Below are 24,396 nucleotides of genomic sequence, written 5' to 3'. Positions count from 1 at the left end.
CGCGTAACCTGCGGCCGGTAATTATCTGCGGCGCCGGAAGGCATCGAAGGCGTCGCGAATTGCCGGCGGGGCTTTGCGGCGGTTCCCCGAATCCCGCAGGTTTCGTAGCGAGTCGGCCGATTCACGCGCCGATTGACTCGGCCCCTGTCGTTGCTGCAATCCGAGACTGCGGAGGGCATCTTGAAGCTCGTCGGTCGACTCACCTTGCTGTGTCGGTTGTTCTAACTGACGCACCTTTTCCCATCGCTCGCGAAATCGCTGCAGGTCCTGCTCGGTCCAGTCGAGTTCTTTGAGCAAGTCTTCGTCCACTTGGTCGCGTGTTTCATCCAGGTAGTCCAACACCATGTCGGTCGCCTTCTTCGCGTACTCCAAATCGGGTTCGGGCGGTGTTTCGGCTCCAGAATCTGCGGCGTCGTCGGATGCTCCGGTTCCCGTGCCTTGACTGCCCGAGGACTCGCTGGGCGATTCCGACGGCCCCGTCGGCGAATTGGTCGATTGAGATGAATTCGATTCGCCGGTCGCATCCGAACGTTGGTCCGAACTGCGATCGCCACCGGACGGCTGGCCCTCCTGGTCACCGGGCTGTCGTGGTGAATCCCCCGGTCGAGATTCGCTCTCCGGACCGTCTCCCGCTTTCTGCTCTCCCGCTATCTGCTCTCCCGATCCCTGCTCTCCCGATTCCTGCTCGTTGGATCCCGGTTGGCCACCTTCCGAGTCCGACTGCGTGGCGTCACCGCTTTCACCACCTTCTTGGCCGTCGGATGATTCACCTTGTGGCGACTTTGAGTCCCCCGAGCCTTGTTCCGTCTTTTGACCGTCCGCCGAGTCGCGAGCGTCCGATCCCGGGTCGGACGACTTCGATGTTTGGCTGTTTTCGCTTGCGTCGGCTTGCTCGGTCTGCGAGGGACGGTCTCCGGCGTCGCCGGTTTCAGAGTCAGCGTTTTCAGCGTCACCGGTCTGTGAGTCGCCCGATTGAGAATCGCCGCCATCCTGCTTCGAGGGATCGGACTTGCCCGCTGCCGAATCCTCTTGGGATCGGTTTTGATTCTGCTTCTGTTTTTCGATGAAGTCTTTGATCCGTTCAAAGGCTTGCCCGTCGTGTTCGGGCGGTGCACTGGACGGCTCGCTGCCCGGTTCAGGCGCATCGGATCCAGACTGCCCGCCCTGACCGTCGGGTTTTCCGGTGCGGCCGGCCCCATCGCTTTCGCCACGCGGCGCATCGGCGCCGCCGTCGCTTTGGCGTTCGGAGCCGTCAGTTTTTGGTGTGCCGCTACCTTGATCACCGCTCGGGGACTGCCCGCTCGGATCACCGCTCGCCCCATCGGCAGCGTTTTGATCCCCTTGGCCCTGTGGCGATCTCTGTGCGTCGGTTTGGGTCGCGTCAGAAGGATCGGAGCCGGTTTCGTTGTTGCCGGTTTCGTTGTTGCCAGTGTCGTTGGGCTCCGATTGCTGCTCGCCTGATGGATCACCACCTTGGTCGCCGGACGCCGGTTGGTCGCTGGATTGGCCTTGGGCGTCTTTCCCCATGTTTTCGCCGCTGGCATTTTCGCCGCCGGATGATTGTGGGGAGCTGCCACCCTGATCGCCTTGATCGGGTTCTTGTTGTTCTCCCGACGGCTCACCGGCCGCCCCCTCGCCACCGCCGTTTTGTTGGCTTTGATCACCCTGACCAGTCTCACCCTGGCCGGTGGAACCTTGACCCTGGCCACCTTCGCCGGAGTTTTGCTGACCGTCTCCCTGCTGCGACTTCTCGACATCACTGGCCGGGCGGTCATCGGGGCGTGACAGACCGTCGTTTCCCGTTGGGTCTTCGGGCAAGGGTTCGGCGTCGTCAACGATGCGAATTTCGATCGGATCGGTCGTGGTCTGATTCGGTTGGACGCTCTGATCGCCGGGGATCATGCGATTGTCGATCGCGGTCGCCGAGATTCGGACGACATCACCGGCTCGTAAGAGATGTTCCAGCGGGCGGAACCGATACTCCATGACTTGGTTGCCCTTGCCGCTGCCGTCTTCGGGCTTCACCCAAATGACCGGGTCTTCCAAGGTGTCGATCCCGCGCTCGATCCGCAGCGTCACGCGTTCCAGTTCAAAGTCGGCGTCCATCGCATGGACTTCGATGATCTGTTGAGCACCGACGGGGATTTCGATCGGCGACTTTTTGGGAACGACGATCGCGACTTCGGGTGGCAGATCCGCGATGACCTTGATCGGATAGACGATCGGATCGGGGTTGGATTGGTCGTTCGAGTCCCAAACACGAATCCGGTAACTTTCCAATTCGACGCTCGCCGTTTTCCCGCGGGCGCAGCGCAGCGTCACGTCGGCGGTTAACGTCACCCCATCGTCTCCGATCGCAATCGGCATGCGACCGGCGGTTGCGCGGACGGTGTCCCCGAGTGGTTTCGGATTGAATTGCAGCTCGGCACGGGCGATCGGACGATTCGTTTTCGCCGTGATCCGGATCTTGGTCCCATCGATCGCGGTGATCGCCGGGCTGGACGTGGTGCGCGGCTTTCGCCGCGTGTACTCGGGCGGCTGATAGCGAACACTTTCCACGGCAACAACCGGAACGTTTTCGACCGACAATTCGAACGGCCCGGCGACCGCATCACCGGCGGCGACGGTGTAGCGAACGATCCCCGAGGCGGCATGATCCAGCCGCAGCGTTCCGGTAAAACGATTGGAGCTGGGGTCAAGCACCAACTCCGACTCTTGCGTCGTCCCGCTTCCCGACCAGCGACACATCACCGCCTCGCCGTTGCGGAGCCCATCGACGGCGGCCGAGACTTCGAGCTCGCGACCGGCAAGTGCTTCGGCGTCGCCGGGACGGACGTCATCAATTTTGACCCGCCGCGCCGGATCGATCGACGCCAGCGGAGCCGCCAATCGTTTGGCCGATGCGAGTGAGCTTTTGGGCGAAGCGACACAGTAGGCGGCCAACAGTGCAAACACCGCCGCCGCGGTGATCCACCACTTGAACGTACCGGTCGCTTCGCGCGGCAACATGTCATGCGACTTCAGCAACGAAGCCGCTCGTGTGCCGATCACCTTGACGACGCGGGCGCGAATGCCGCGTCGCGCTTGGTCATCCCGAAGCGTGACATAACTGGTCAATTGCTGGCGATAGTCGGGGTGATCCTGTTCCAACGCCCAGGCCGCATATTCGCGGGTGACGCGCGAGGTCATCACGGGCCAGGCGCGGCGGATCAGAAACCAACACGCGACGGCGACCAGGGACACAAAGCTGATCGAACGGACCAGCCTGCCTGGGGAATAGAACCAGTGGTCCATCACCAGCCACACCAACAGGGCCAGCATGGAACCGATCACGACCATCAGACACGTGCGTGTCAATTCGCTCCACCACAGCGCGCGACGCGCCTCTTCGATCCGCTGCTCGATCAACTGCTCGGCGGCCGAGCGTCGCGCTGGTTCACCTGTATGCTGCGACGGCGAGACGGGTGGTGCGACGGTGGACATGGTGCCTTGTGGATGGAGAAGTGGAGTGGCGTAGCTACCTTCGCCAGAAGGTGGTCTCTCCGCGATTTCCACGCTCTGGCGAGCGTAGCTACGTCAAACGGCGCTGTCTGGCGAAACACCAACGGGCCTGCCCGCGTCATTTGTTCCCAGACGCTTTATTGTAACTCGCCCGCAAGGATTCGATTCAGAGAGTCCGTCAGTTCACCGGGCGCGTCGTGAGAATAGGTGATCTCGGCCGATTCCTTCGTTGCCAGCGTTTTGACTTGCACGGTCCCCGCCCCCCATTCGCTGCCCCCGGCGATCAGAGCGACCCGGAAACCATGGGAATCGGCGTATTTCAGTTGGACACCCAGTTTTTTGGCGTCGGGGTACAACTCGTTGGCGATCCCGGCATCACGCAATCGCGCCGACAGTTTCAAGTAATCATCTCGGTGATCGGCGTCGAAGTACGTGATCAAAACGGGGGCCGTCGTTGCGGAGTCGGATAGCAACCCGAGCGATTCCATCGCCGCAAGGAGCCGATCCAGCCCCAACGAGGCGCCGATCCCGGGCAGTTCCTGTTTGGTGTACAGCCCGGCCAGGTTGTCGTAGCGACCGCCGCTGCACACGCTGCCGATCGAGGGCAGATCGTCGAGCGTGGTTTCGAAGATCACGCCGGTGTAGTAATCCAAGCCGCGGGCGATCGAGACGTCGATCTTGATCCGTCGGCGAGGCACGCCGGCGGCGAGCGCCCCGGTGAACACGTCTTTCAAACGTTCGATCGCCGCCAACGCTTGTTCGCTGCCGCCGGTGATCGCGGGCAGTGCGTCGAAGATCGATTCGGGTTCGCCGTCCAGTTCGGCCAGTTGCAACACCTTGTCGGCTTGTGCGGCCGAGACGTCTGCGACCTCACACATCTCCTGGGCCACTTTTTCGCGTCCGATCTTCCCCAGCTTGTCCAGGCAACGAAGCACGGCGACGGACTGAGCGGCCAGATCCAAATGACGCAACAACTCTGTCAAAACGGCGCGGTTGTTGACGCTGATCGTAAAGGCGTCGAAGCCGATCGAGCTGAGCAGGCGGTTGATCACCGCGACGGTCTCGATATCGGCCATCACGTTTTTCGTCCCGATCGTATCGAAGTCGCATTGCACGAATTCGCGGTAACGTCCGGCCTGGGGTCGCTCGCCGCGCCACACCGGAGCGATGTGATAACGCTTGAACGGTGTACCGAGCTGGCTGATGTGCTGTGCCGCAAATCGAGCCAAGGGAACGGTCAGGTCGAAACGCATGCCGACGGCGCGGCCGCCGTTGTCTTCAAAGCGATAGATCTGGCGGTCGGTTTCGTCGCTGCCCTTGCCGGTCAGAATCTCCAAGTACTCCAGCGTCGGTGTGTCGATCGGTGCGAAACCGTAGGAGCGAAAGACGCCCCGGGCGGTCTCCATCAATCGTTCTCGCGGGATCATCACCGCAGGCAGGTAATCGCGAAATCCGTTCAGCGTTCGTGGCTTAATCAATGACATCTGGTTGGGGGTTGTTGTTGGACAGCGAGTGGTCCGTCTGGGTTGACGGACCACTAGTTCACCACCGGCAAACCGCTCGGCCGCCGGCTGCGCAGAGAATCTTTCGGGTCCAGGTCGGGTGTTGGGAATTGAGGCCCGTACAGCGCGTCGGCATATTCGTCGATCTGCTCGGGGGTTTCAAAGTACTGTTCGTAGCACCAGTCGTCGTCGAACTCGCAATCGTCGGTCGTGTAGTCGCGACAAATCTGGGGCCGGGTTTCGTAAATGCCACAGCGGTGATCATCGCGGAGATGCTTGCAAGTGGTGTGCACCAACAGATACCAGCTGTGGTCTTCCACGAAGACGGTCGCCCGCTCATGCAGCAAATACCAGCGGATATAGTCAAAATCCTTGCGATTCGCCGGTTCATCGATCGGCAAGGCAAAGTAGTGACAGCACTTGGCGGTGCAATGGTCGCACAAATTGTCGCCTTGGGGCACCTGATCGCGTTTCAGGCGAATCGGATTGGCAGCGGCATCAATGGGGGGGAGTGCGTTCACGGCGTCCGGCCTGGCGGGGAGCGAAACTGGGGATGGAACAAAAGTCGAATTCGAGCGACAATCTGGATATCAGAGGAAACAGTTTAATGGAAGTCGTCATCACTGCACTCGGGCCTGACAATGTCGGTCTGGCCGATCCGATCATTCACTACGTCACCGGTCAGGGGGCACGGATCACCGAAATCCAAATGTATGACCACGACGAAGAACAGTTGTTCGCGATGTTGTGCCGGATTTCGATCGATCAGGACCATTTCCAGACGCTCCAGTCGGCCATGGTGCAAATCGGCGACCACACCGGATTGGCCATCCGGGTTTGGAGCCCCGACCGCCGGAAAACACCACGGTTGGCGATCTGCTGCACCTACGTCGACCACACTCCACGGGCCATTTTAGATTCGATCCGTGACGGGCGGATCGCCGCCGAAGCCTCCGTCATCTTGTCCAACCGCAAGAAACTGGCCTCGCTGGCCGAGGAATTCGATGTCCCCTACCACCGCATCGGTGACGATTCGGGCAAGGCCGATGACGCCGAGATGGTTCGCCTGTTGGACCGATACGACGTCGACTATGTGATCCTGGCCCGCTACATGCGCGTGCTGCCCCCGAGCACCTGCTGGCAATTCGCCGGCGGTCGGATCATCAACCTGCATCACGGATTGCTGCCGGGCTTTCCCGGGTTTCGCCCATACCACGATGCCTTTGGCGCCCGCATGTTGACCTACGGCGCGACCTGCCACTTCATCATTCCCGAACTCGATGCGGGAAACCAGACGATCAACCAACGCACCTTCAGCGTCGATCCCGGCACCGATCTGGAAACGATCATCGCCCGCGGCGAAAGGGAAAACGAACCGGCGTGCCTGGCCGAAGGGGTCCGACGGGTCGTCGATCGCGAAGTCGAATTGCATTTCCATCGGGTCATCGCCCGAAAGCGGGCGTAGCTGGACAGCGGCTCTTACGTAGCTACGCTCGCCAGAGCGAGGGGTGCAGGGGAATCCACCTTCTGGCGAAGGTAGCTACGGTTAAGACTGCGGATGCCGCTTCCGCTACCGTCCCACGTTCAATCGACGCAACCAACCCAACACCATCTTGCTGGTCGACGTCAACCGCGTTCGGTTGTATTGATCCCCCAGCTTGCGGATCGCTTCGGCTTGGGTCGGGTAGGGATGAATCGTGCTGGCGATCTTGCCCAGCCCCACACCGTGGACCATCGCCAGGGTGATTTCCGAAATCATGTCGCCGGCGTTCCCGGCCACAATCGTTGCTCCGACGATTCGGTCGGTCCCTTTCTTGGTGTGGACCTTCACAAACCCCTCTTGGTCACCTTCCAAAATCGCGCGATCAACTTCGCGGAAGGGTTGAACGTAGGTATCGATCTCTATCCCCGCTTGTGCGGCGGCGTGCTCGTGCACCCCGACGTGGGCGACTTCGGGCGTGGTGTAGGTCGCCCAGGGGATTATCAGGTCGCTGACCTTCTTTCTGCCCAACGGGCCGATGGCGAACAGTGCGTTTTGGATCACGATCCGAGCCATGAAGTCGGCCGCGTGCGTGAATTGGTACTTCGAACAAACGTCCCCTGCGGCAAAGACCCGCGAGTTGGTGGTTTGCAAGTAGTCGTTCACACGAACGCCCTTGTTGTCGAAATCGACGCCGACCGCTTCCAGATTCAAATCTTCGACGTTCGGCGCACGGCCGACCGCGACCAACAATTGATCGATCGGCTCGTCGTAGTGATTGTCGTGCGACTGGACCGTCAGCCGGATCGGATCATCCCGTCGAACTTGGAGATCTCGACCACAGCACAACAGCCGAACGCCGTCACGAAGAATCGCCCGTTGTACGACGTCCGCGGCGTCACGATCCTCTTTGGTCAGGATTCCGTGTTCCGATTCGACCAGCAACACCTCCGAACCTAACTGGGCGAACGACTGCGCCAGCTCGCATCCGATCGGCCCGGCGCCGATGATTCCCAACCGCCGTGGAAGCTCCGTTAACGAAAAAACCGTCTCGTTGGTCAGATAGTCGACTCCGTCCAGCCCGCTGATCGGCGGCGCCGCGGCTCGTGCCCCGGTCGCGATCACCGCCCGTTTGTACTTCAGTTTCGTCCCGGCAACGTCGATGGTTTCTGAGTCGACGAAGCTGGCCTGGCCGAAATACACGTCGACGCCAAGCTCACGAAAGCGGTCTGCCGAATCATTGTGGCTGATCCCGGCCCGCAAAAAGCGCATCCGCCGCATCACGCCCGCAAAATCAACCTCGACACCCTCGGGAACGTTGACGCAGTGCTCTGCCGCCTGCTTGACAGTTGCTGCGATCCGCGCCGAACTGATCACGCCTTTGGAAGGCACACAGCCGACGTTCAAGCAGTCGCCGCCCATCAATTCTCGCTCGATCAACGCCACGCGAGCGCCCAGCCCGGCCGCGCCGGCGGCCGTGACCAGACCGGCCGTTCCCGCGCCGATCACGACCAAATGGTATGGCGACCCGGGCGTCGGATTGTCCCACGTCGGCGGATGAACGTTCGCTTCGAGCTGCTGGTTGTGCTCGTCGCGCGGCTGAAGTGCTTTCATGCGGTCGCTGCTCCCGGTGCTCGTGGCGGGGGGGAGAGGCAGGAAGATTTAAAATTTGTCATTCATCCTTGTTCCCAGGCTCTGCCTGGGAACACACTGTCGCGGAGGCTCCGCCTCGCGCGACTGGGAGGCGGAGCCTCCGGACCACCCCGTTTCCAGGCGGAGCCTGGGAACGAGTCGCTTGCGGATTGCCGACCGCTGACGGAACCTGCGATCACGCGGAAATCAACCGCCCCGACTCCTCCGTCAATTCTCTCAACCGTTGCGCGGCAGAAGCGGACAGCATCTCCGACGTCGTCCTCCAACACCAATTGCCCTCGGGCGTCCCCGGCACGTTCATGCGGGCGTCTTCCCCCAAGCCCAGCAGGTCCTGCAGCGGCGCCATCGCCAGCGCAGCCGAAGACGACCAGACCTGTCGCAGCATCTCCCCGGCGACCGAAACGCCATCGCCCTCAGGAATCGACAAAGCAACACGGACGCTTTCTTGTTCCGCTTCGCCCAGCGAGTCGAACCAACCCCGCGTCGTGTTGTTGTCATGCGTCCCGGTGAAAGCGACCGTGTTGTGCACGTAGTTTTCCGGCAGGTAGGGATTGTCTTCCATGCCGTCAAACGCAAACTGCAACACACGTGTGCCGGGGATGTCAAACGCGTCGCGCAACTCGATCACGTCCGGTGTGATCAATCCCAAGTCTTCGGCGATCACCGGCAGCGACCCCAAATCGGATTGCAGGGCGTGAAAGAATTCGGCTCCCGGGCCGGTCACCCATTGGCCGTTGAGTGCCGTCGGCGCTCCCGCCGGGACATGCCAAGCGGCCGCGAATCCACGGAAATGATCCAAGCGGATCAAGTCGGCTTGGTCCAGCAGGGCACGGAGGCGATCGATGTACCATCGGTACCCGGTCCCCCGTAGCGCCGACCAGTCATAAACCGGGTTGCCCCACAGTTGCCCGTCGGCACTGAAATAATCCGGCGGAACCCCCGCAACAAAACTCGGTCGACGCTGTTGGTCCAACAAGAACAATTCCGGATTGGCCCACACGTCACTCGAATCGGCACAAACGAAATAGGGCAAATCCCCGATCAGCCGCACGCCCTTGCCATGGGCATAGGCCTTCAACCGGTCTGTCTGGCGGAACACCAGAAACTGCGCCAAACGAACCTGATCAATCTCCTTTGCCAGCTCCTGTGCGACCTGTGCCAACGCATGACGGTCGCGATGGACCAGCTCACTGGGCCACTTCAGGTAATGTTCACCGTGCCGGTCACGCAACACGCTGAACATCGCAAAGTCGTCCAACCAGTGCGACGAATCGTGACAGAACTGTTCGTACGCCGAAGTCAGTTCTCCACCGCCGGCCCCGGATTGCACGTTCGCCCAGACCTTCGCCAGCAGTTCATTTTTGTAGGCGATCACGGCTTCGAAATCGACGGCGTGCTCCGGGAACGATCGCGGCGTCACCTCACCGGCCTGCAGCAAACCGTCGTGAACCAGATCATCCGGGCTGATCAACAGCCAGTTGCCGGCGAACGAGGAGAGCGAAGAATACGGCGAGTGGCCGCGTCCGATCGGCCCCAGCGGCAGGACCTGCCACCAAGACTGGCCGGCGTCGTGCAGCCAGTCGATCCAGGTCCGCGCCTGGGGACCGAAGTCACCGATGCCGAAGCGTGACGGCAGTGACGTGACGTGCAACAACACGCCGGCGGCGCGGTAGTCGGCTGGAAACAGACTCTTGGGCAGGCTGCTTGGCTGGGGCGGGGCGGTCATGCGATACCTTTTGATGGGCGATCATGCTGCGTGCCGACGAGCCCACCAAGGTGAACCTGCTGTTACGGCGTCACTCTCGTCGCACAGACAACCTGAAACAGATCGACTGGCAACAACTCCGTCAAGCGGGCGCCCCGGTTATCGCGTTTGAAGACACCTTGCTCTGCCCTAGCGCCGCTTTCTCCGTGCAAACGTAGCACTAAGCACGAATCGCATCGACGGGATTGGACTCGCGTTTTTCGGGCCCCATTCGCTGATTGCATCCCATCGCGGTCAGCATCGTGTTGTACACGTCGACCCCTTCGGCACCGACGTCGACGATTTGTCCCGTTTTGAATCGTCCGCCGCCACCGCTGATGGCATGAAACACCCCCGAAAGCTCGCGTTTGACGTCGTTGTGTCGGCCGTCGCCGGACTCGGTGGAGATCGTGATCAGCGAGTTCTCCAAGATAGTTTTTCCGTTGGCATCCCTCGATTCCTCGGTGTCCAGTCGACTGAGGAAGTAGGCGACCTCGCGCATCTTCAGGTGCGCGTGGGCACGAAGCGCTTCGTTCGCCTTTTTCTCGTTGAACTGATGCCACCACTCGTGACTACAACCCGCCGAGCCTGATTTCTTGTGTTGTCCCTCGTCGTCGAACTGAAAGACCTTTCGGCCGTCGTAGTGGTAATCTCCGGTCAACCGGATCCGCTCTCCCGCGGCCAAGAACGTCAGCGCGCCGAATCGAGTTCGATCGGTTTGGATGGCCAAGGCATACAGGTCGGCCATCAACCGCCATTCCGACGAGAGTTCGTCGAGCGTGATGTCGATCCCTTCGCCACCGGGATCGGCCGAACCGCCGTGCAACAACGTCGACCGTTCGGGCAGAGCTGGCGCCCCCTCGATCTTGCCTTTCATCGCATATGCACGCTGCTCGAATTCACGAATGCGGTCCAGGTGCTCGGCGACGCGCGCTTTGGACGTTTTACCCAGTGGTGAATTCGCACCCGTGTAGAACTTGTACTGATCGACGACGGTATCGAGAACACTGCGCCGCAGACGCGCGCGGCGTTGATCAGGATCGTCGCCGAATGCTTCGACGGTTCCGAACACTCGCTCGAACAGGTCCCGCGGCTTTTCCTGCATCGTCGCGGCAACGGTCCCGTCGGCGTTGAAGCTGTGGACATAACGGCCGATCCGGCTGCGGCGAAAAAATGTGCCGGCGACCAGCGTCGGCACCATACCTGCCGGCATGCCGTCGGGATAATGGTCGCGGCGAATCACTTGATCGATCGACGCCCCGCCCGCCTTGGCTTCCCCGTCGGGCGGCTGGGCGGTGAAGGCCGCGGTGGCCCCGTCGTAGTGCGCGTTGATGCCTTTTTCGTCGGCCCGCAACTGATCGACCCCACGCATGATCAGCAGCTTGTCACGCAGCGGCTTGAGCGGCTCCAGCACTCCGTCGTAGCCTTCCTGTTGCAGCGGTGCGGGGATCCCCAGCCCGAAGAAGACGTTGAACGCGCGGACCGGAACTTCCGCCTGCTCGGCAGCGGATGCCGTCGCCAACGTCATCTCCTCAAGCAGCGGCAATCCGATCGTCACCGCTCCGGCGGTCTTGATTCCCGTGCTCTTGAGCATCGTGCGGCGGCTGATTCGTGGTCGATTCATCAATCTTTTCCCCTCAGTTTATGTGCCCGTCGTTTCATAGTGCTCTCGCCCGCCTTGACTCTCGTTCCAAGGCTCCGCCTTGGAACGAGCTGTGTTCTGTTTAACTGGCCCCTTAGGGCGCCGCTTCGGTTCTGGCCCGCCGCACCAGATCGCTCATCACGATCTCGGTGATCAAACTGGTATAGGTTCCACCGTGTTTCTGGGCCTGTTGGTGGATCCGGTCGACCACGGGCGCATCGGCAGCAACCAACGGTCGCCCCAAGGCGAACTGCGTCAGTTTCCACGTCAGGCTTTGCTGCACGCGTTCACTGCCGGCCAACAGATCCATCAGTTCTGCCGACGTCCGATAGGCGACCGGCTCGGCCGTGCCCGGAAACAGCACCTCGCCGTCGTCGCGAAGCTTGTTCCCATGCTCGTCCTGTTCGTGATAGGCACCGATGCCGTCGAACTTCTCCAACCCGAACGCCAACGGTTCGAATCGGCTGTGGCAAACGCCGCACTTTTGGTCCGCGATTCGAGACTCCGCGATGCCTCGCTGTGTCAATCCGGTCTTGGTCGGGGGCGGAACGGTGTTGACACAAGGTGGAGGCGCATTGATCGTACCGCGCAAAAGGTCGCTGAGTACAAACAGGCCGCGAGAGACCATCGACGCTTCATCCCCGCCGATCGTCAGCACGCTGGCTTGAGTCAAGATACCGCCGCGGCTGGGAACTTCGGCCAGGTCATAGCGTGCGATCCGCTTGTCGATCGGTTTCAATCCATAGTGCTTTGCGAGCTCCGGCGTGGCAAACGTGACCTGTGCGTTCAACAGATCCGACAGCGGGCGATTCTGGGCCCAGACGACTTCTTTGAAATAAGCGAGTGTCTCCTGTTGCATGTCCGCCGCCAACTGGGCGTTCCAATCTGGGAATCGTTTTGCGTTGGGGCGCAAGTTGGACAGCCGACCCAGATTCAGCCACTGCCAAACAAACTCCTGCGACCGGGAAATCGTCCGCGGATCGTGCAGCATCCGCTTGATCTGGGCTCGGGCCGCATCGCCGTCGCCCAACTCGCCCTCGTCCGCCGCTTTCAACAGTGCTTCGTCCGGCGGCGCTCCCCAGAGGATGTAGCTCATCCGCGATGCCAGTTCGTAATCATCGACCGGTCGCGAATCCCCATCGCCGTGTTGGTATTCGATCCGATAGATAAACCGCGGCGACTGCAACATCGCTTGGAGGATGTAGCGGATCGCTTCGCCGAAATCACCGCCGGCGCTGGCGACCGTCGTCGCGATCCCGCTGTACTTGTCGATCTCCCGGGAATCCAACGGACCGCGGAACAGCCATTTCCCCATCGCGGCGACGTGATCGCGCATCGTGTCGTCGGTCGACAACTTTTGACTCTTTGAAAACCGACCGGCGAATTTCAGGATATCCATCCGATCGACGATGATCTCGGCCAACCGGTTGTACGCCTCGACGTGTTTCAGATCGATGTTCAGGTTGTAGGCCGTGTTGTTGAATCCGTCGGCGCGCAAGTCGGGCGGCAGGATGCGACGCGCTTCGTCACCGATCTCGACACCCACCGCACTGCGCACCGTCTCGATGTACTCATTGACCGTCAGCCGCTGCAGCCAGACTTCACCCGCGTGTCCGCCGTTCAGGTAGACCGCCGGATCGATCGCATCGACCGACCACGCCGCGCCCGCGTCGATCCACTTTCGCAGTGCGGCTTTCTCCTCGGTCGACAACGGCGGGCGGTCTTTGGGCATGTCATCCGACGCCACCAATTCCCACAGCAAGCTTTCCGCCGCGTTGCCGGGTACGATCGCATTCCCGCTCTCCCCGCCCGCCAACGCAGCCGCCTTGTGCGATAGATCCAATTCGCCCTGTTTGATCGCCGCGTCGTGGCATTCCAAACAATGGGTGGCAAGCAGCGGGGCGACATGCCGGTCGAACATCCGTCGATTGGTTCTCGCGATTTGCTCCTTCTGGCTAATCGGCTCGGCAGCCCGGACTTGACTTCCCGCCGCGAAATTTTGCCGGATCTCCTGCTGTGAGAGTGCGCGGCCGTAGATTGCGACCAAATGCAATTCGCCCAACCACGGCCTGTCGCCGGTCGCTTCGTTGCCCAACACCAGTCGATACCGATCGTTCCAGTTCCGCAGTTTTCCTTTAACCGTTTTCTGGGCTACCGGTTTGCCGTCGACAGACAGCGTCGCCTTACCATTGGCATCGCGGGTGAACACGACGTGGGTCAGCTTGGTTCGCGCCGTCCGCTTCGGACTGGCCGTCGACGGCAGGCCATTGTTGTCGCTTCCGGTCGCCCGCAACCGGACATCGTAGGCGTCTTTGTCTTGTCCCAGCGTAAGGTTGCGGTTGCTGGTGTTTGCAGAGATCGACACGATCCGAGCCGGCCCGGATTGCGGCGTGTCGGACGGCCGCAACCAGGCTTCGACGCTGATTGCATTGGATCGCTTCACCGCATCGATGATCTTGGTGGCCGGCTGCGAAGACGCGATCATGGAGGACGATTCGATCACGAGTCCCCCGCCCGAACGCCGCACACGGCTGGACCGATCGATATCCAGATCCAACGGCTTGCCGACGCCGCTGCGATCTTCGATCGTCTGCCCGTCTCCGTCTCCCATGTCATATCGGACCAGCAATCCACGCTCGACCCGGTCGGCGGCAGGGAGAATCGGGGCGGCAAGTGCCAGCAATGCCAGCGTCAACAGATTCCGCAGATGCACGAGAGGCCTCATCTTCAAACGTCGATACGTTCAGACGCATCGGAAAGATCGAAACCTCGCCATTGTAGCGACAGCAAGAGCCCCGCGTGACAAATTCGACGCAACGATGTCCGCCTGGCAAAGTCGTCTGGGATCAGACAGCCAAGCGAAAAGGGTTCAGACATTAACGTTGGTGTTTAGCCTTCAGGCGATTTCCGGTCGCTGCTCCGCAGCGACACCGGGCGGCTAAAGCCCAAGACCGCTAAGTTAAGGCCCGGACGCTGGCGCGAACCGGCTGATGTCAAACGATGATCAGCCGTCTGGCGCGAGCCTACGGGCCCTCCCCAGAAGAAACGACGCTTCACTTAGCGGTACTAAGCCGCTTGAGACGCCCGGACCTTCGCAAATTTGCGACGGATTCGGTGGAGCGGCGAGTGCAGTTTGCGGCGCAGATAACTGCCCAGCACCGTAAAGTCCGGCTGGCTGGAGTAGGCCGGCATCAACTTCTTTGCGTTCCCTTGGAAGTGAATCGCGTGCATGCCGACCAAGTCTCCGGTCGCGGCATCCGTGGCGTATGGCACGCCGTCACGCCATCGAATTCGCTTGCGATCGGCGACCTCGTATCCCTGGGACAGGCAGATGTTGTCGTCGAAAAATCGACCGTCGGTCGGATAGGAGAGATTCCCGATCGGCAACGGCGACTCTTCGCGAAACCAAACCAGTGCGGTCATGTCCGATACACCCTGGCCGTCCAACTCCAGTTGCGACTTGGCGTAGTCAACCAACCGTTGCTGTTTCTCGGCTGCGGGTTCGTACATCGACTCACAAAAGCGACAAAACGCATGCAAACCGGAACGCTTTGCGACCAGCATCGCGTGTCCGCTGCAGCTGCAGTAGGCCAGGGCGTCGTCGGCGAAGTGGCCGGCCACATCGTCCAGATCGCTGTAGACCAACACGTCGGAATCAAAGATCCAGGCGGACTGGCACCCCTGTTTGTCCATCCACTCGTTCAGAATGAACCAACGCTCGAAACAGAACCGTTCCCAATCGACTCGGTTCCGGCTGTGGTGCGCGTAACGCTCGGCGAATCGAGCCGCGGCGTCGAAATAGTCGCTGGTGCAGTAATGTTGATCGACGAATCGCAGCGATCGATTGGAGTCATCACCCAGCAGTACGATTGGTGAATCCGGGTTGTGCAGTTTGGCTTGACGGGTCGCCAAATGGAGATGCTCGCCGCGGCCACAATGCACAAACACAATGGGACGTTTCATGGTGAATTAGCAAAAGTCCAACGAAATCCGGAACCCAACTCCGCCACGCACGACGCAGCCGCGGCTGCCGTGCCGCGTGCGGCGATCGTAGAGACTTCGCCCACCCCCCGACAAGAGCGATCCCAGCACCCTGTGTGCGAGAAAAGGCTCCCGCCCCGGAATGACGCGAGCATGAGTGTTGGTGTCTAGCCTTCAGGCGATTCCCGGTCGCTGCTCCGCAGCGACAGTGGGCGGCTAAAGCCCAAGACCGCTAAGTTAAGGCCGCTCGCGCTGGCGCGAACCGGCGGATGTCAATCGATGATCAGCCGTCTGGCGCGAGCCTACGGGCCCCTGCCGAAAGAGAACGACTAGGTCCGTAGCGGAAACCGCCAAGGCTTTCGTCTCGCAGCAACTCATACAGGAAAAGCCGAAATTCTTGGCGAATTCCGCTACCACATACAACCCTTGCCGGGTTGAGGGACAAAGCCTAACGCATGCCCCAGCTTGTTACTCCAAACTTGCTCGGACCCGTTTTCGGCGTCGCGCCAGGCCACCGGCTGCCATGACAATCCAGACCGCAAGACTTGCCGGTTCGGGGATCGGCGTGTTGGATGACACGACCGAAAAATTGTCGATTGCGGCAACCGTTTCGAATGCGGGTCCGCTATCAAAAAGCCGAAATGTGATTGTTGCCGACTCAGCGAGCACTTCACTGGGCAGCAACAGCGAGATTCGCCCGGAAAAGTCTGTTCCACCCGGCTTGCTTGGGAAACCAGCGATGGAGATCGAGGGATCAAAATCGACATCGATCGGAACCACGTTCGGGAAAAGGCCCTCCATGCCGTCCAATGGATCCTTCGTCACGCCCGAGACATCGACGAAAAAAAGATCCAAGACATCCGCGTCGGGTGACGTCGTCAGTTCCGCCGCAAAGGTGTCGCCAAATATTGACCCGATCGGCGTCGTCGTTGAAAAGGCGAAATCAAACGAGAGCGACGAACCTCCGCCAGGAATCGTGAACGTCTGCGTCAGCACGCCGACATCATCGAACTGGGCGAAATCCCCCGGAGACGGCTGGGTGACCGAACCACCGGACGAATACCCCTGCAAAGCGACGGGGCTGGAGAAATCGCCGTTGACGATCACCCCCGCAGTCGCCTCCACGCCGGCGAAGGCAAGCACGATGCACAGACAGGTTGGGATCTTTAACACGGGTGATACCTCACGATGAAACGCGGCGCAAGAGCCGGTCTGACATTGTAGTTGGGTTCTTCGGATTGGCGACGGTGCGGCATCCTTAGGCTCATGAATTGGGGGGCAAAGTTCGCAGCAATCGGCGACCGAACTGGGCGTAATCCTGCCCGTCGACATCCCCATCGCCGTCGAAGTCGAATCGGCCGTCGTAGCGTTCATCGCCTTGCCGGCTGAACAGCGACAGACCGAAACGGCCGTAGTCCTGGCCGTCGACGTCGCGGTCGCCATCGGAATCGCCGAAGAACCGGAAGAACTCGTCGACGACCACACGCTCCGGTTCCGCGTCCCGCCTGCCGCTCAAGAGGTTGCCGGCAAGGTCGGCAATCTCCGATTGCAAGGCGGTCAGCACGTAAGCTCCATCGATCAACGACCCCGATTCGTCGACCAGATCACCGGAAAAGCTCAACGACACGATCGTTTTTCCGTCCACGATTCGCAGGGTCTGGCTGATCATAACCTCGCGCCCCGCGCCGTCGTGCAATCGGAACGCCGTTTCGCCGATGGCGACTTCGGAGTCGAAGACCAGGTCCAAGGAGCGGACCACGCTGTGCTGGCCGTCGTCCAGATTCACGCCGTCCACGCTCGGTGCGATGTTGTCGACTTGGAAGAACTGGCCGACCATCGTCAGACCGCCGTCGACGCGGAACGATGCGACAGGTGGCGGGGCCGGCGACTGCAGCGTTAACCCGACCACCCCGTTAAACGACGCCAGGTCTCCGCCCGCGACGGTCACTTGATACAACGCCTCCCCGGTGCCCTGAACCGGTTCGATCGCGAACACCTCCGCCGTGGTTCCGCCCACCACATCAAACTCAAGCGTGGACAGGTTCATCACGTGCTGATCAAGCAGCACACGGAAAACCAACTCATCCGAGTTCGTCACGGCGTCCAGCGGTTCGTAACGAGAAACATCCAACAGCACCGGTTGACGCGAGTCTGCGACGACAAAGGTCGGACTGGTCTGTGCCACGCCAGCGGCGGTCAACAACCGGAACTCGTAGCTGCCTTCTGCATCGGGGACGTCAAAGGTCAACATCGCCTCGGTCAGTGCATCGGCCGGCTCAGTTGGCGTGCCATCCAGGTACAGTGACTCCATCGGAGCGTCATCGGCGGCCCCCACGGCAAACAATCCGATCCGATCGGAGGCGTTTCCGGGACCACCGACCAGCGTCACGTCGATCGACTGATCCGGACGAAGCAACGAGGCCGACAGCGTCAGTCCGGCAGACGGTGGTGCGGCGACCGACGCGGTGACGATGGGATCAAAGTGGAATGGTACCGGCGTCATTCGCAATTGCAGCGGAATCGTAGCGGTCATTTCACCCGGCAGGAGTGCTGCGTCGCCGGTGTAGTCGGTGATGTCGATGAAGTAAACACCCTCATCATCGACGGACGCCCCGACGGGAACCGCATCGGCCGGCGTCAGGTTTTGAAAGTACATTCGCAGCGGACCTGCCAGCGGCTCGGCGGATCGGTTTTCGACCGTTCCGAAGAACAGATAGGACCCGAACGCACCGATGTAGCGAATCCCGGTGAACTGCACGTTCACTTTGTCGGTGACATCGACCGAGTCCGAATCATTGGACTGGACCGTAAAGCCCCAACTGGCGGTCGCGTTGGAATTCCCGGCCAGATCGTGGGCGATGTTCTCACGGACGACGACTTCGATCCTGCCACCGGGCAGTGTCTCGCCGTCTTGGTTGTACCAGTACCGCGTCACTCCATCGGCGAGCGTCTCGATCGCATCGACGGAGACCCCCGTGATCCTCAAGTCATCCGTCCCCAGGGTTGCTTCATCGATCCCGGCCGGCCCGATGTCGGACCAAGCCAAATCGATGTAACCGGGGTCAGCGCTGATGGTCGAATCCGCCGCGGGAGAAACCAGATGGGCCACGGGCCCAGACGCATCGAAGGAGAACGACTCGATCCCACCCGCATTGACATTCCCGGCCAAGTCGGCCACTTGGCCGGCCACGAACGTGACCTCGATCAACCCATCACCGAGCGTCTCGCCATCGTCGTTGTACCAATACCGAACCCGCCCGCCGCCGAGGTCTTCCGCACGATCGATGGAGACATCGCCAACGGTCACGTCGTCGGCGTCGATTGAGTTTTCATCCGTGCCTGCGAGACCTTCATCTGTCCATTGTATGTCAACATAGCCCCGCTCGGATGAAACCAACGATGCAGCGATTGGATCGCTTAACTGGGCGTACGGTCGGTTGGAATCCACTTCAATGCGTTGGGTGGCGAGCAACCGTTGGTCACCATTATTTGCCTCGACCCGGACAGAGTTTGCGCCATGGGCAAGTACGATCTCAGCGAAGAAGAACAGGCCATCGCTGTCCGCCGTTGCTGTCCCGTCGTCAAATCCGTCACCGTCGACATCAAGCAACAGAGCGGTCCCTGGCGCGGTCGAACCCTCTAGACGCACGACGGTTTGGTTGGTGAGCCCATCGCCGAGGATGCCAGAATCACTTTCGGCGGCGAGTCCAAACTCGACATCAACGACGGAGTCATTGACAAGTCGAAGATTGTCGATCGCCACCGAACTCGCAGCATCACCAAATCCGAGCAGGTCAAAGTAGAGGGTCGCGGCCTTGTCTACATCGATTGCGGTCAAATCGATGGTCACCGTGAAAGGACCATCCAATGACGATGGTTGTCCCGATTGAGAAACATTCGGGATAGAGATCTCGGTTCCGAAGTAAAGAGTCATGTCCGACTGCAGGTTCAACAGGGCATCCGTATCGGAAAGCGAAATCGTGGACACCACTGATTGCCCAGTAGTATCGTCAATCAAGGCGACTTCGAACGAGTCACTGGGACCGACGACATCGTCGACAAGATTGAGTTGCGTCACGTCGAACTGAATGGCAGTTGCTCCTGCCGGAAGAAAGATCGGGTGGGTGGAGCGAAGTTGTCCGCCGAGTGTTTCGCGTAGTGTGAATGCGCCGTCGACAGCCTCGACCGAGTGGGCAGGTGGGGGCGTTATGGAATGTATCGAACCTGCCTCTTGCAAAGCCGGAGGCGGCGGAGGGGGGGCCTGAGGTTTCGCCTTGATGTCGAAAGGTGACATCACAGTCACGGTCACCGTGAAGGGACGTGCCAAGCCGTGGACCTGCAGGTCCCGGGCAAAACTGTCCGGCCACGCGAATTCTTCGCTGTCGTTCTGCCCGTACCCGTACGTGTCGATGTAAGTGTAGGTGAGGAATCCGTTGTAACGACCGTCGACGAGTCGAGCATTTCCCGTAATTTGAAGTCCCTGCGTTCCTCCGATCGCGTAGAACGGGTCGGGCAAGGTGAACTGCGGCCGTACAATATTGACTTTGTCAAAATCGTAGGGATCGATCGTTAGGGTGCCTGAGCTATTCGCGACTTGTTCGTCGAGCAAACGCGAGACGGCGACGGTCGTCGCCAGATGATTGTTTACATGAGCCCGATCTTCAGCAATCAAGTCCGACAGTCGGCTGCCGAGCGGGTGGTGGATCGGCGTCCCAACGTTGTCGAGAAAGTGCCGCAGGTGTTCGGCCGCTGCGAAAATCGGCTCATTCGTAACCGGCAACTCAATGGTTGAGACATCGAAGTATTTCTCGAGAATGCTCTTGATTTCAATAAATGGGTTCCCAACGTTCGCAGCTAAAACAGATGCTTCGAGAATCAACTTGGCATCAGTGAGTCGGCGGATTTCACCTAGATCGAATACATCGATGCGTTCGGTCGCGTAGTCCGTGTCGGCCGAACTCGAGTTTTCGAGATTGAAATTATCCTGACCGAAGACACGAATCTGCGGGCCTGCATCGGTATCGATCGCAACACTCTTGGCGTTTCCTCCGAGAAACAGTGGAGAATTCTCTTCGGAGTAAACTTCCAGGTTGACGAATCCATCGCCGGTGAACGCAACCGGACGAAACGCGGCGTTGATATCGATCGATTGATTCACCGTTTGCGGATCTTCCGGCGACCACTGTCCATCGTTGACATCGTTGATCGAATGTCGTGCGAGGATTGGCGCCGTTGGGCCTCCCCACAAGACGGGAACGGCGACCGTGATTTCCGCATTGGCGACAACAGACTCGGCGATCGCATCCACGTCGTATACAAGCAGTGCCCCCCTTTGGCTTGCCGTAGCTGTTGGCTCATTCCCACCTTCCTGCTCGTCGACGTTCGGCACGAACTGAACGCCCGGATAGGCGGCATGCAAATACTTGCCATCGCTCGAAAGCGCTAAGCTTGAAACATAGCTGTTAGGGATGGGCCGTGTGGCCGCGACAAGCTTCGCATTGGTGGAGAGAGGATTTTGAATGATGCCGACGTTGCTTCCAGCGAAGTGAGGACTACGGAAGCGATAGGAATGTCGCTTGCTCGGATCACCGCCGCCGGTGAATTTGACACCGATTCCCGGATTCAATGTCACTTGGTTTTTTGGATCGGGGACATTGAACCCGGCGACGAATCCCCATTTCCCATCTGGCGTGATAATCACGTCACGGGCATTGTTGACGTCGAAAGAGTCCGAGATCGGCCCCGGGGAAATTGCTTGACGTTCGCCGAGCACCAGCCTGATGTCGGTGAGTTTCGACCACTCACCTCCCACGTCACGCTGAAAGATCTGTACGCCCTGATTATCAGACAGAAAGTTCGTTACTGCGATCGTGTCGGCGAATCCCGTGGCTCTCACGGCAAATGGATAATTCCCCGCCTCAAGTGATTGCAAATGGGCCCAACGAGCCTTGCTGTGGGGAGATACGTCATAGACGTGGAGTTTTCCATTCGCGTCGGGGGTGCGTCCAAAATATCCATCGCTACGAAGATTTACCGGATCGGCGACGATCAGGTGCCTGCCCGTCGGATCGATCGCCAGACCTCTTAGTCCGACCTGCCCGAACACAAAACCTCCGCCGACATTGATCGTGCGAACCTTGGTCAAAAAACTGTCCGAGGAAAAATCAACATCGATCACGTAAATCGAGTTCTTATTCTCGTCCGAGATATAGGCATATTGGCCGAGAGGATCCACTGCGATCGCATGCGGCTTGCCGGGCAGTTTAAGTCTCAACCGACCCTGCGGACCGGTCAATTCTTGGAGATTGATCGGATCGATCAGCGAAACCATTTTTGAGGATTGGTCGAGGGCGAATAGAAGCTTGCGATCGGGCGACATGGTGACCGATGATGGCTTTAGGCCGGAAAGCTCGATCGTTTTGAAGGTCGTCGGCGCCTCTCCAGGTACGTTGTGCGCAGCACGATCAGCGTGGACGACCGCCACGGAACCGTCCACCGGCTTGGCAACGAACGCGAAGCCGCCTGCCGATCGGATCGAAAACGGCTTCGACAGCACCTGCGCCGCTGCCCCTTGAATGGTGTTGTAGCTCCTGGCGATCTGAATCGTCGATTCCCCGATAACCAGATCCGTAGGAAGCTCGAACTGGATTTCACTTTCGGTCACCACCAATGGGAAATACGGTCCGAAACGTTCGCCATCGATGCTGAAGAACACGGATGCTCGGTCTAGCTCCTCAGGACCTTGAAACCCTGTGCCATCGACAACTGCAACCGTCCGATCATTTTCGTAGCGAAGCGTAACACTATTGACGCTTGGTTCACCGGGAGCGGGGGAGTCGGACGGCACGTCGATGATCAAGAGGTTGTTATCCGGTGTTACCTCCGCCACGGATCCCTCCGCGATCACGGATCTGGAGGGATCGGCGCTGTAGACCTTGTAATTGAGAATGCCCGCATTGGTCGGCAGGTGAATTCCCCCCAACCCACCCGCGGTGGTCAGCGCCGCACCGATTCCGATGTTGGCAAATCCGGTCACTAGGCCTTTTCTAACATGGTCAAGTCTCGTTTGGAAATATTTTTCGGAGCCGTATTTGCGCACCGATATCGGACTGTTTTTGATCACGATTCAAAAACGTGCGGCGCGTACTGATAATCGATTTGGGCGATGTTCGGCTGGTGTGAGTGACCTCTTGCTGTGGTCCTAACTGTTTGCCTCACGGCGAATACTCTGAAATGGCTTCAACCTTTTACCTTGAGTGTCCCAACGGAGCGGCATTGATTGAATGAATACCGAAGCTCGACGCGGGCACTGAATTGGCTTCATTGAAGATTGCTTTCAGAACCGTGTTCGGGGATGCCTTGAGACTGGGGTCGGACCTCACGAAAAAAACGCGGTGTCGATGGCTACCTGTTGAAGGTCATCCCTAAACAAACGGCTGGACTACAGTGTTGGGTAACTCAGTAGGTTCCTCGATTTACGTGTTGTGGGAAAATCAACTTAAAATTCAGGCGGCAACTCGTTTGTTGCGACGGCGACGTTTGCGTTTCTCTAACGGACGCCCGGGAAAGACTTTTGCATAATCAAACTCTTGGTCATGTTGACAAACGTACCAAAGGGAGCGACTTAGCTTACGCATCAACGCGACAAGCCCTTTCATCTTGCGGTGCTGTGTGCTCGTGCTGCGACCTACTTTTTGAAAGTCCAGATACCAGCGTTGTAGCTCAGGCCGCTTCAACGCTCGCATCGCCCACAAGTAGAGGAATTTGCGGGCTAGACTCGGACCGCGTTTGGTGATCCCAAGCTGGCCTTGACGCTTACCACTGCTGAGCTCCTTGAGATTCAGCCCCAGAGACTTCAGGAAGGCGCCGCTGCTGTCGTAGTTGCGCGGGTCGCCGACCGAAGACCAGATCATGCAAAGCGTAACAGCACCGACAGGGTCAACGTAATTGCTCATTCCGGCGTGTGATTGGGCGATCGTTTCAAGCCGCTTTTTACTGGATTTGACCTGCAAAATTGATTGTTTCAATTCCTTCGCGATTTCCTGAATCCAAGACAAATCAGCCTCTCCGACCGGAACTCCCTGCGTCGTACGAGCCGAGTCAATCAGCTGATCGATCTTCCGAGCTCCCAAAAAAGAGCCACCCCACAACCGTAGGTTTTTTGCGGCGTCGACGTCTGCGGCAAGTCTTGCTGGACTACCGTAGTGCAGCATGATATTGATCAATGTCGAGCTCTTCGGTGACAGCAAACCCGAGAGCTCCGGCCAATGCGCCGCTAGAACTGCCTCGAGACGACCGCACCACTCGGTGGCATGACGATCAAAGACATCCAGCCGCTGTAACTGATAACGCATCTCCTGATTGGTTTCGCTCCGAGGCTCAAACGGCCACGGCGTTCCTTTTCCAAAGCAAGTCAACTCGGCGATAATCGCAGCATCCTTTCCATCATGCTGGCTCGGGACACCGTCGAAGATTTCCTTATAATCACTGGAAGCTTTGCCACTGATGCGATGGACCTCTAGCGACGTCGCTGTCATTGCGGCACGAACCACTTCGCCGTAGGTCCCGGTAGACTCCAATCCGATCGTCAGGCTATCACCAGTTTCTCTAAGCATCTTGAGGAGTCCGATTAATTCTGTGATCTCCGATGGGTTTTTGACACTCCAGGGACATTCAAATGCTCCGTCGGCCCAGCGTACCACAGCGACGATCTCGTTTTTGCCGATATCCAGACCGACACAAGTGCCGGCACCTGCTTTCTCCAGGGCGAGATCCTTGAGTGTCTCAAGTGAAATCTTCTTGACGGACGTGCGGCGATACCTTCTCTTAGCAGACATGGGGATGACCTCCAATTTCCTGGTCTTTTGAATCAAAGACACCAGTTTCGGGGCAT

Annotated in this window: 11 protein-coding genes and 1 pseudogene; 1 reads left to right on the top strand and 11 read right to left on the bottom strand. The window is 59.4% G+C overall.

Annotated elements, in window-relative coordinates; all coding sequences use genetic code 11:
- Nucleotides 1-21: 21 nt before the first annotated feature.
- The 3 genes from Mal15_RS01375 to Mal15_RS01365 form a co-directional block, all read right to left on the bottom strand.
- Entirely contained in the window at nucleotides 22-3,483 is a 3,462-nt protein-coding gene (locus tag Mal15_RS01375) for a hypothetical protein (RefSeq protein ID WP_147866101.1), read from the bottom strand.
- Nucleotides 3,484-3,638: 155 nt separating this feature from the next.
- Nucleotides 3,639-4,979 (bottom strand): histidine--tRNA ligase, encoded by a 1,341-nt coding sequence (gene hisS / locus Mal15_RS01370; protein ID WP_147871796.1) that lies wholly within the window; start codon nucleotides 4,977-4,979, stop codon nucleotides 3,639-3,641.
- Between the two features lie 59 nt (nucleotides 4,980-5,038).
- Nucleotides 5,039-5,506, bottom strand: coding sequence for a YkgJ family cysteine cluster protein (locus tag Mal15_RS01365; protein ID WP_390623523.1), 468 nt, complete (start codon nucleotides 5,504-5,506; stop codon nucleotides 5,039-5,041).
- Nucleotides 5,507-5,610: 104 nt separating this feature from the next.
- Here Mal15_RS01365 and Mal15_RS01360 point away from each other — a divergent pair, with 104 nt between their 5' ends.
- Nucleotides 5,611-6,468 carry a formyltetrahydrofolate deformylase gene (locus tag Mal15_RS01360; RefSeq protein WP_147866099.1) on the top strand — a complete coding sequence of 286 codons (858 nt, stop codon included), beginning with the start codon at nucleotides 5,611-5,613 and terminating at the stop codon, nucleotides 6,466-6,468.
- Nucleotides 6,469-6,573: 105 nt separating this feature from the next.
- On the opposite strand, the gene Mal15_RS01355 is transcribed toward Mal15_RS01360, so the two are convergent.
- From Mal15_RS01355 to Mal15_RS01320, 8 genes and pseudogenes are all read right to left on the bottom strand, one after another.
- Nucleotides 6,574-8,097 (bottom strand): mercuric reductase, encoded by a 1,524-nt coding sequence (locus Mal15_RS01355; RefSeq protein ID WP_147866098.1) that lies wholly within the window; start codon nucleotides 8,095-8,097, stop codon nucleotides 6,574-6,576.
- 214 nt (nucleotides 8,098-8,311) lie between these two features.
- Nucleotides 8,312-9,862, bottom strand: coding sequence for a 4-alpha-glucanotransferase (gene malQ, locus Mal15_RS01350; protein WP_147866097.1), 1,551 nt, complete (start codon nucleotides 9,860-9,862; stop codon nucleotides 8,312-8,314).
- 199 nt (nucleotides 9,863-10,061) lie between these two features.
- Nucleotides 10,062-11,504: a DUF1552 domain-containing protein gene (locus Mal15_RS01345; RefSeq protein WP_147866096.1), complete on the bottom strand. Its 1,443-nt coding sequence runs from the start codon at nucleotides 11,502-11,504 to the stop codon at nucleotides 10,062-10,064.
- A 112-nt stretch (nucleotides 11,505-11,616) separates the two neighbouring features.
- On the bottom strand, nucleotides 11,617-14,247 hold the full coding sequence (locus Mal15_RS01340) for a DUF1592 domain-containing protein (RefSeq protein WP_199773795.1): 2,631 nt from the start codon (nucleotides 14,245-14,247) through the stop codon (nucleotides 11,617-11,619).
- A gap of 341 nt (nucleotides 14,248-14,588) precedes the next feature.
- Entirely contained in the window at nucleotides 14,589-15,485 is an 897-nt protein-coding gene (locus tag Mal15_RS01335) for a hypothetical protein (protein ID WP_147866095.1), read from the bottom strand.
- 486 nt (nucleotides 15,486-15,971) lie between these two features.
- Nucleotides 15,972-16,676: a hypothetical protein gene (locus Mal15_RS01330; protein ID WP_147866094.1), complete on the bottom strand. Its 705-nt coding sequence runs from the start codon at nucleotides 16,674-16,676 to the stop codon at nucleotides 15,972-15,974.
- Nucleotides 16,677-16,767: 91 nt separating this feature from the next.
- Nucleotides 16,768-22,539, bottom strand: coding sequence for a YncE family protein (locus tag Mal15_RS01325; RefSeq protein WP_147866093.1), 5,772 nt, complete (start codon nucleotides 22,537-22,539; stop codon nucleotides 16,768-16,770).
- 691 nt (nucleotides 22,540-23,230) lie between these two features.
- Nucleotides 23,231-24,340: pseudogene (locus Mal15_RS01320) on the bottom strand (IS110 family transposase); the annotation flags it as partial.
- Nucleotides 24,341-24,396: the final 56 nt, after the last annotated feature.

Origin of the sequence: Stieleria maiorica, from assembly GCF_008035925.1 — a bacterium.
In the GTDB taxonomy this organism is placed as follows: domain Bacteria; phylum Planctomycetota; class Planctomycetia; order Pirellulales; family Pirellulaceae; genus Stieleria; species Stieleria maiorica.
Note: the sequence above shows the minus strand (reverse complement) of the source record. Positions and strands in the feature narration are given on the sequence as shown.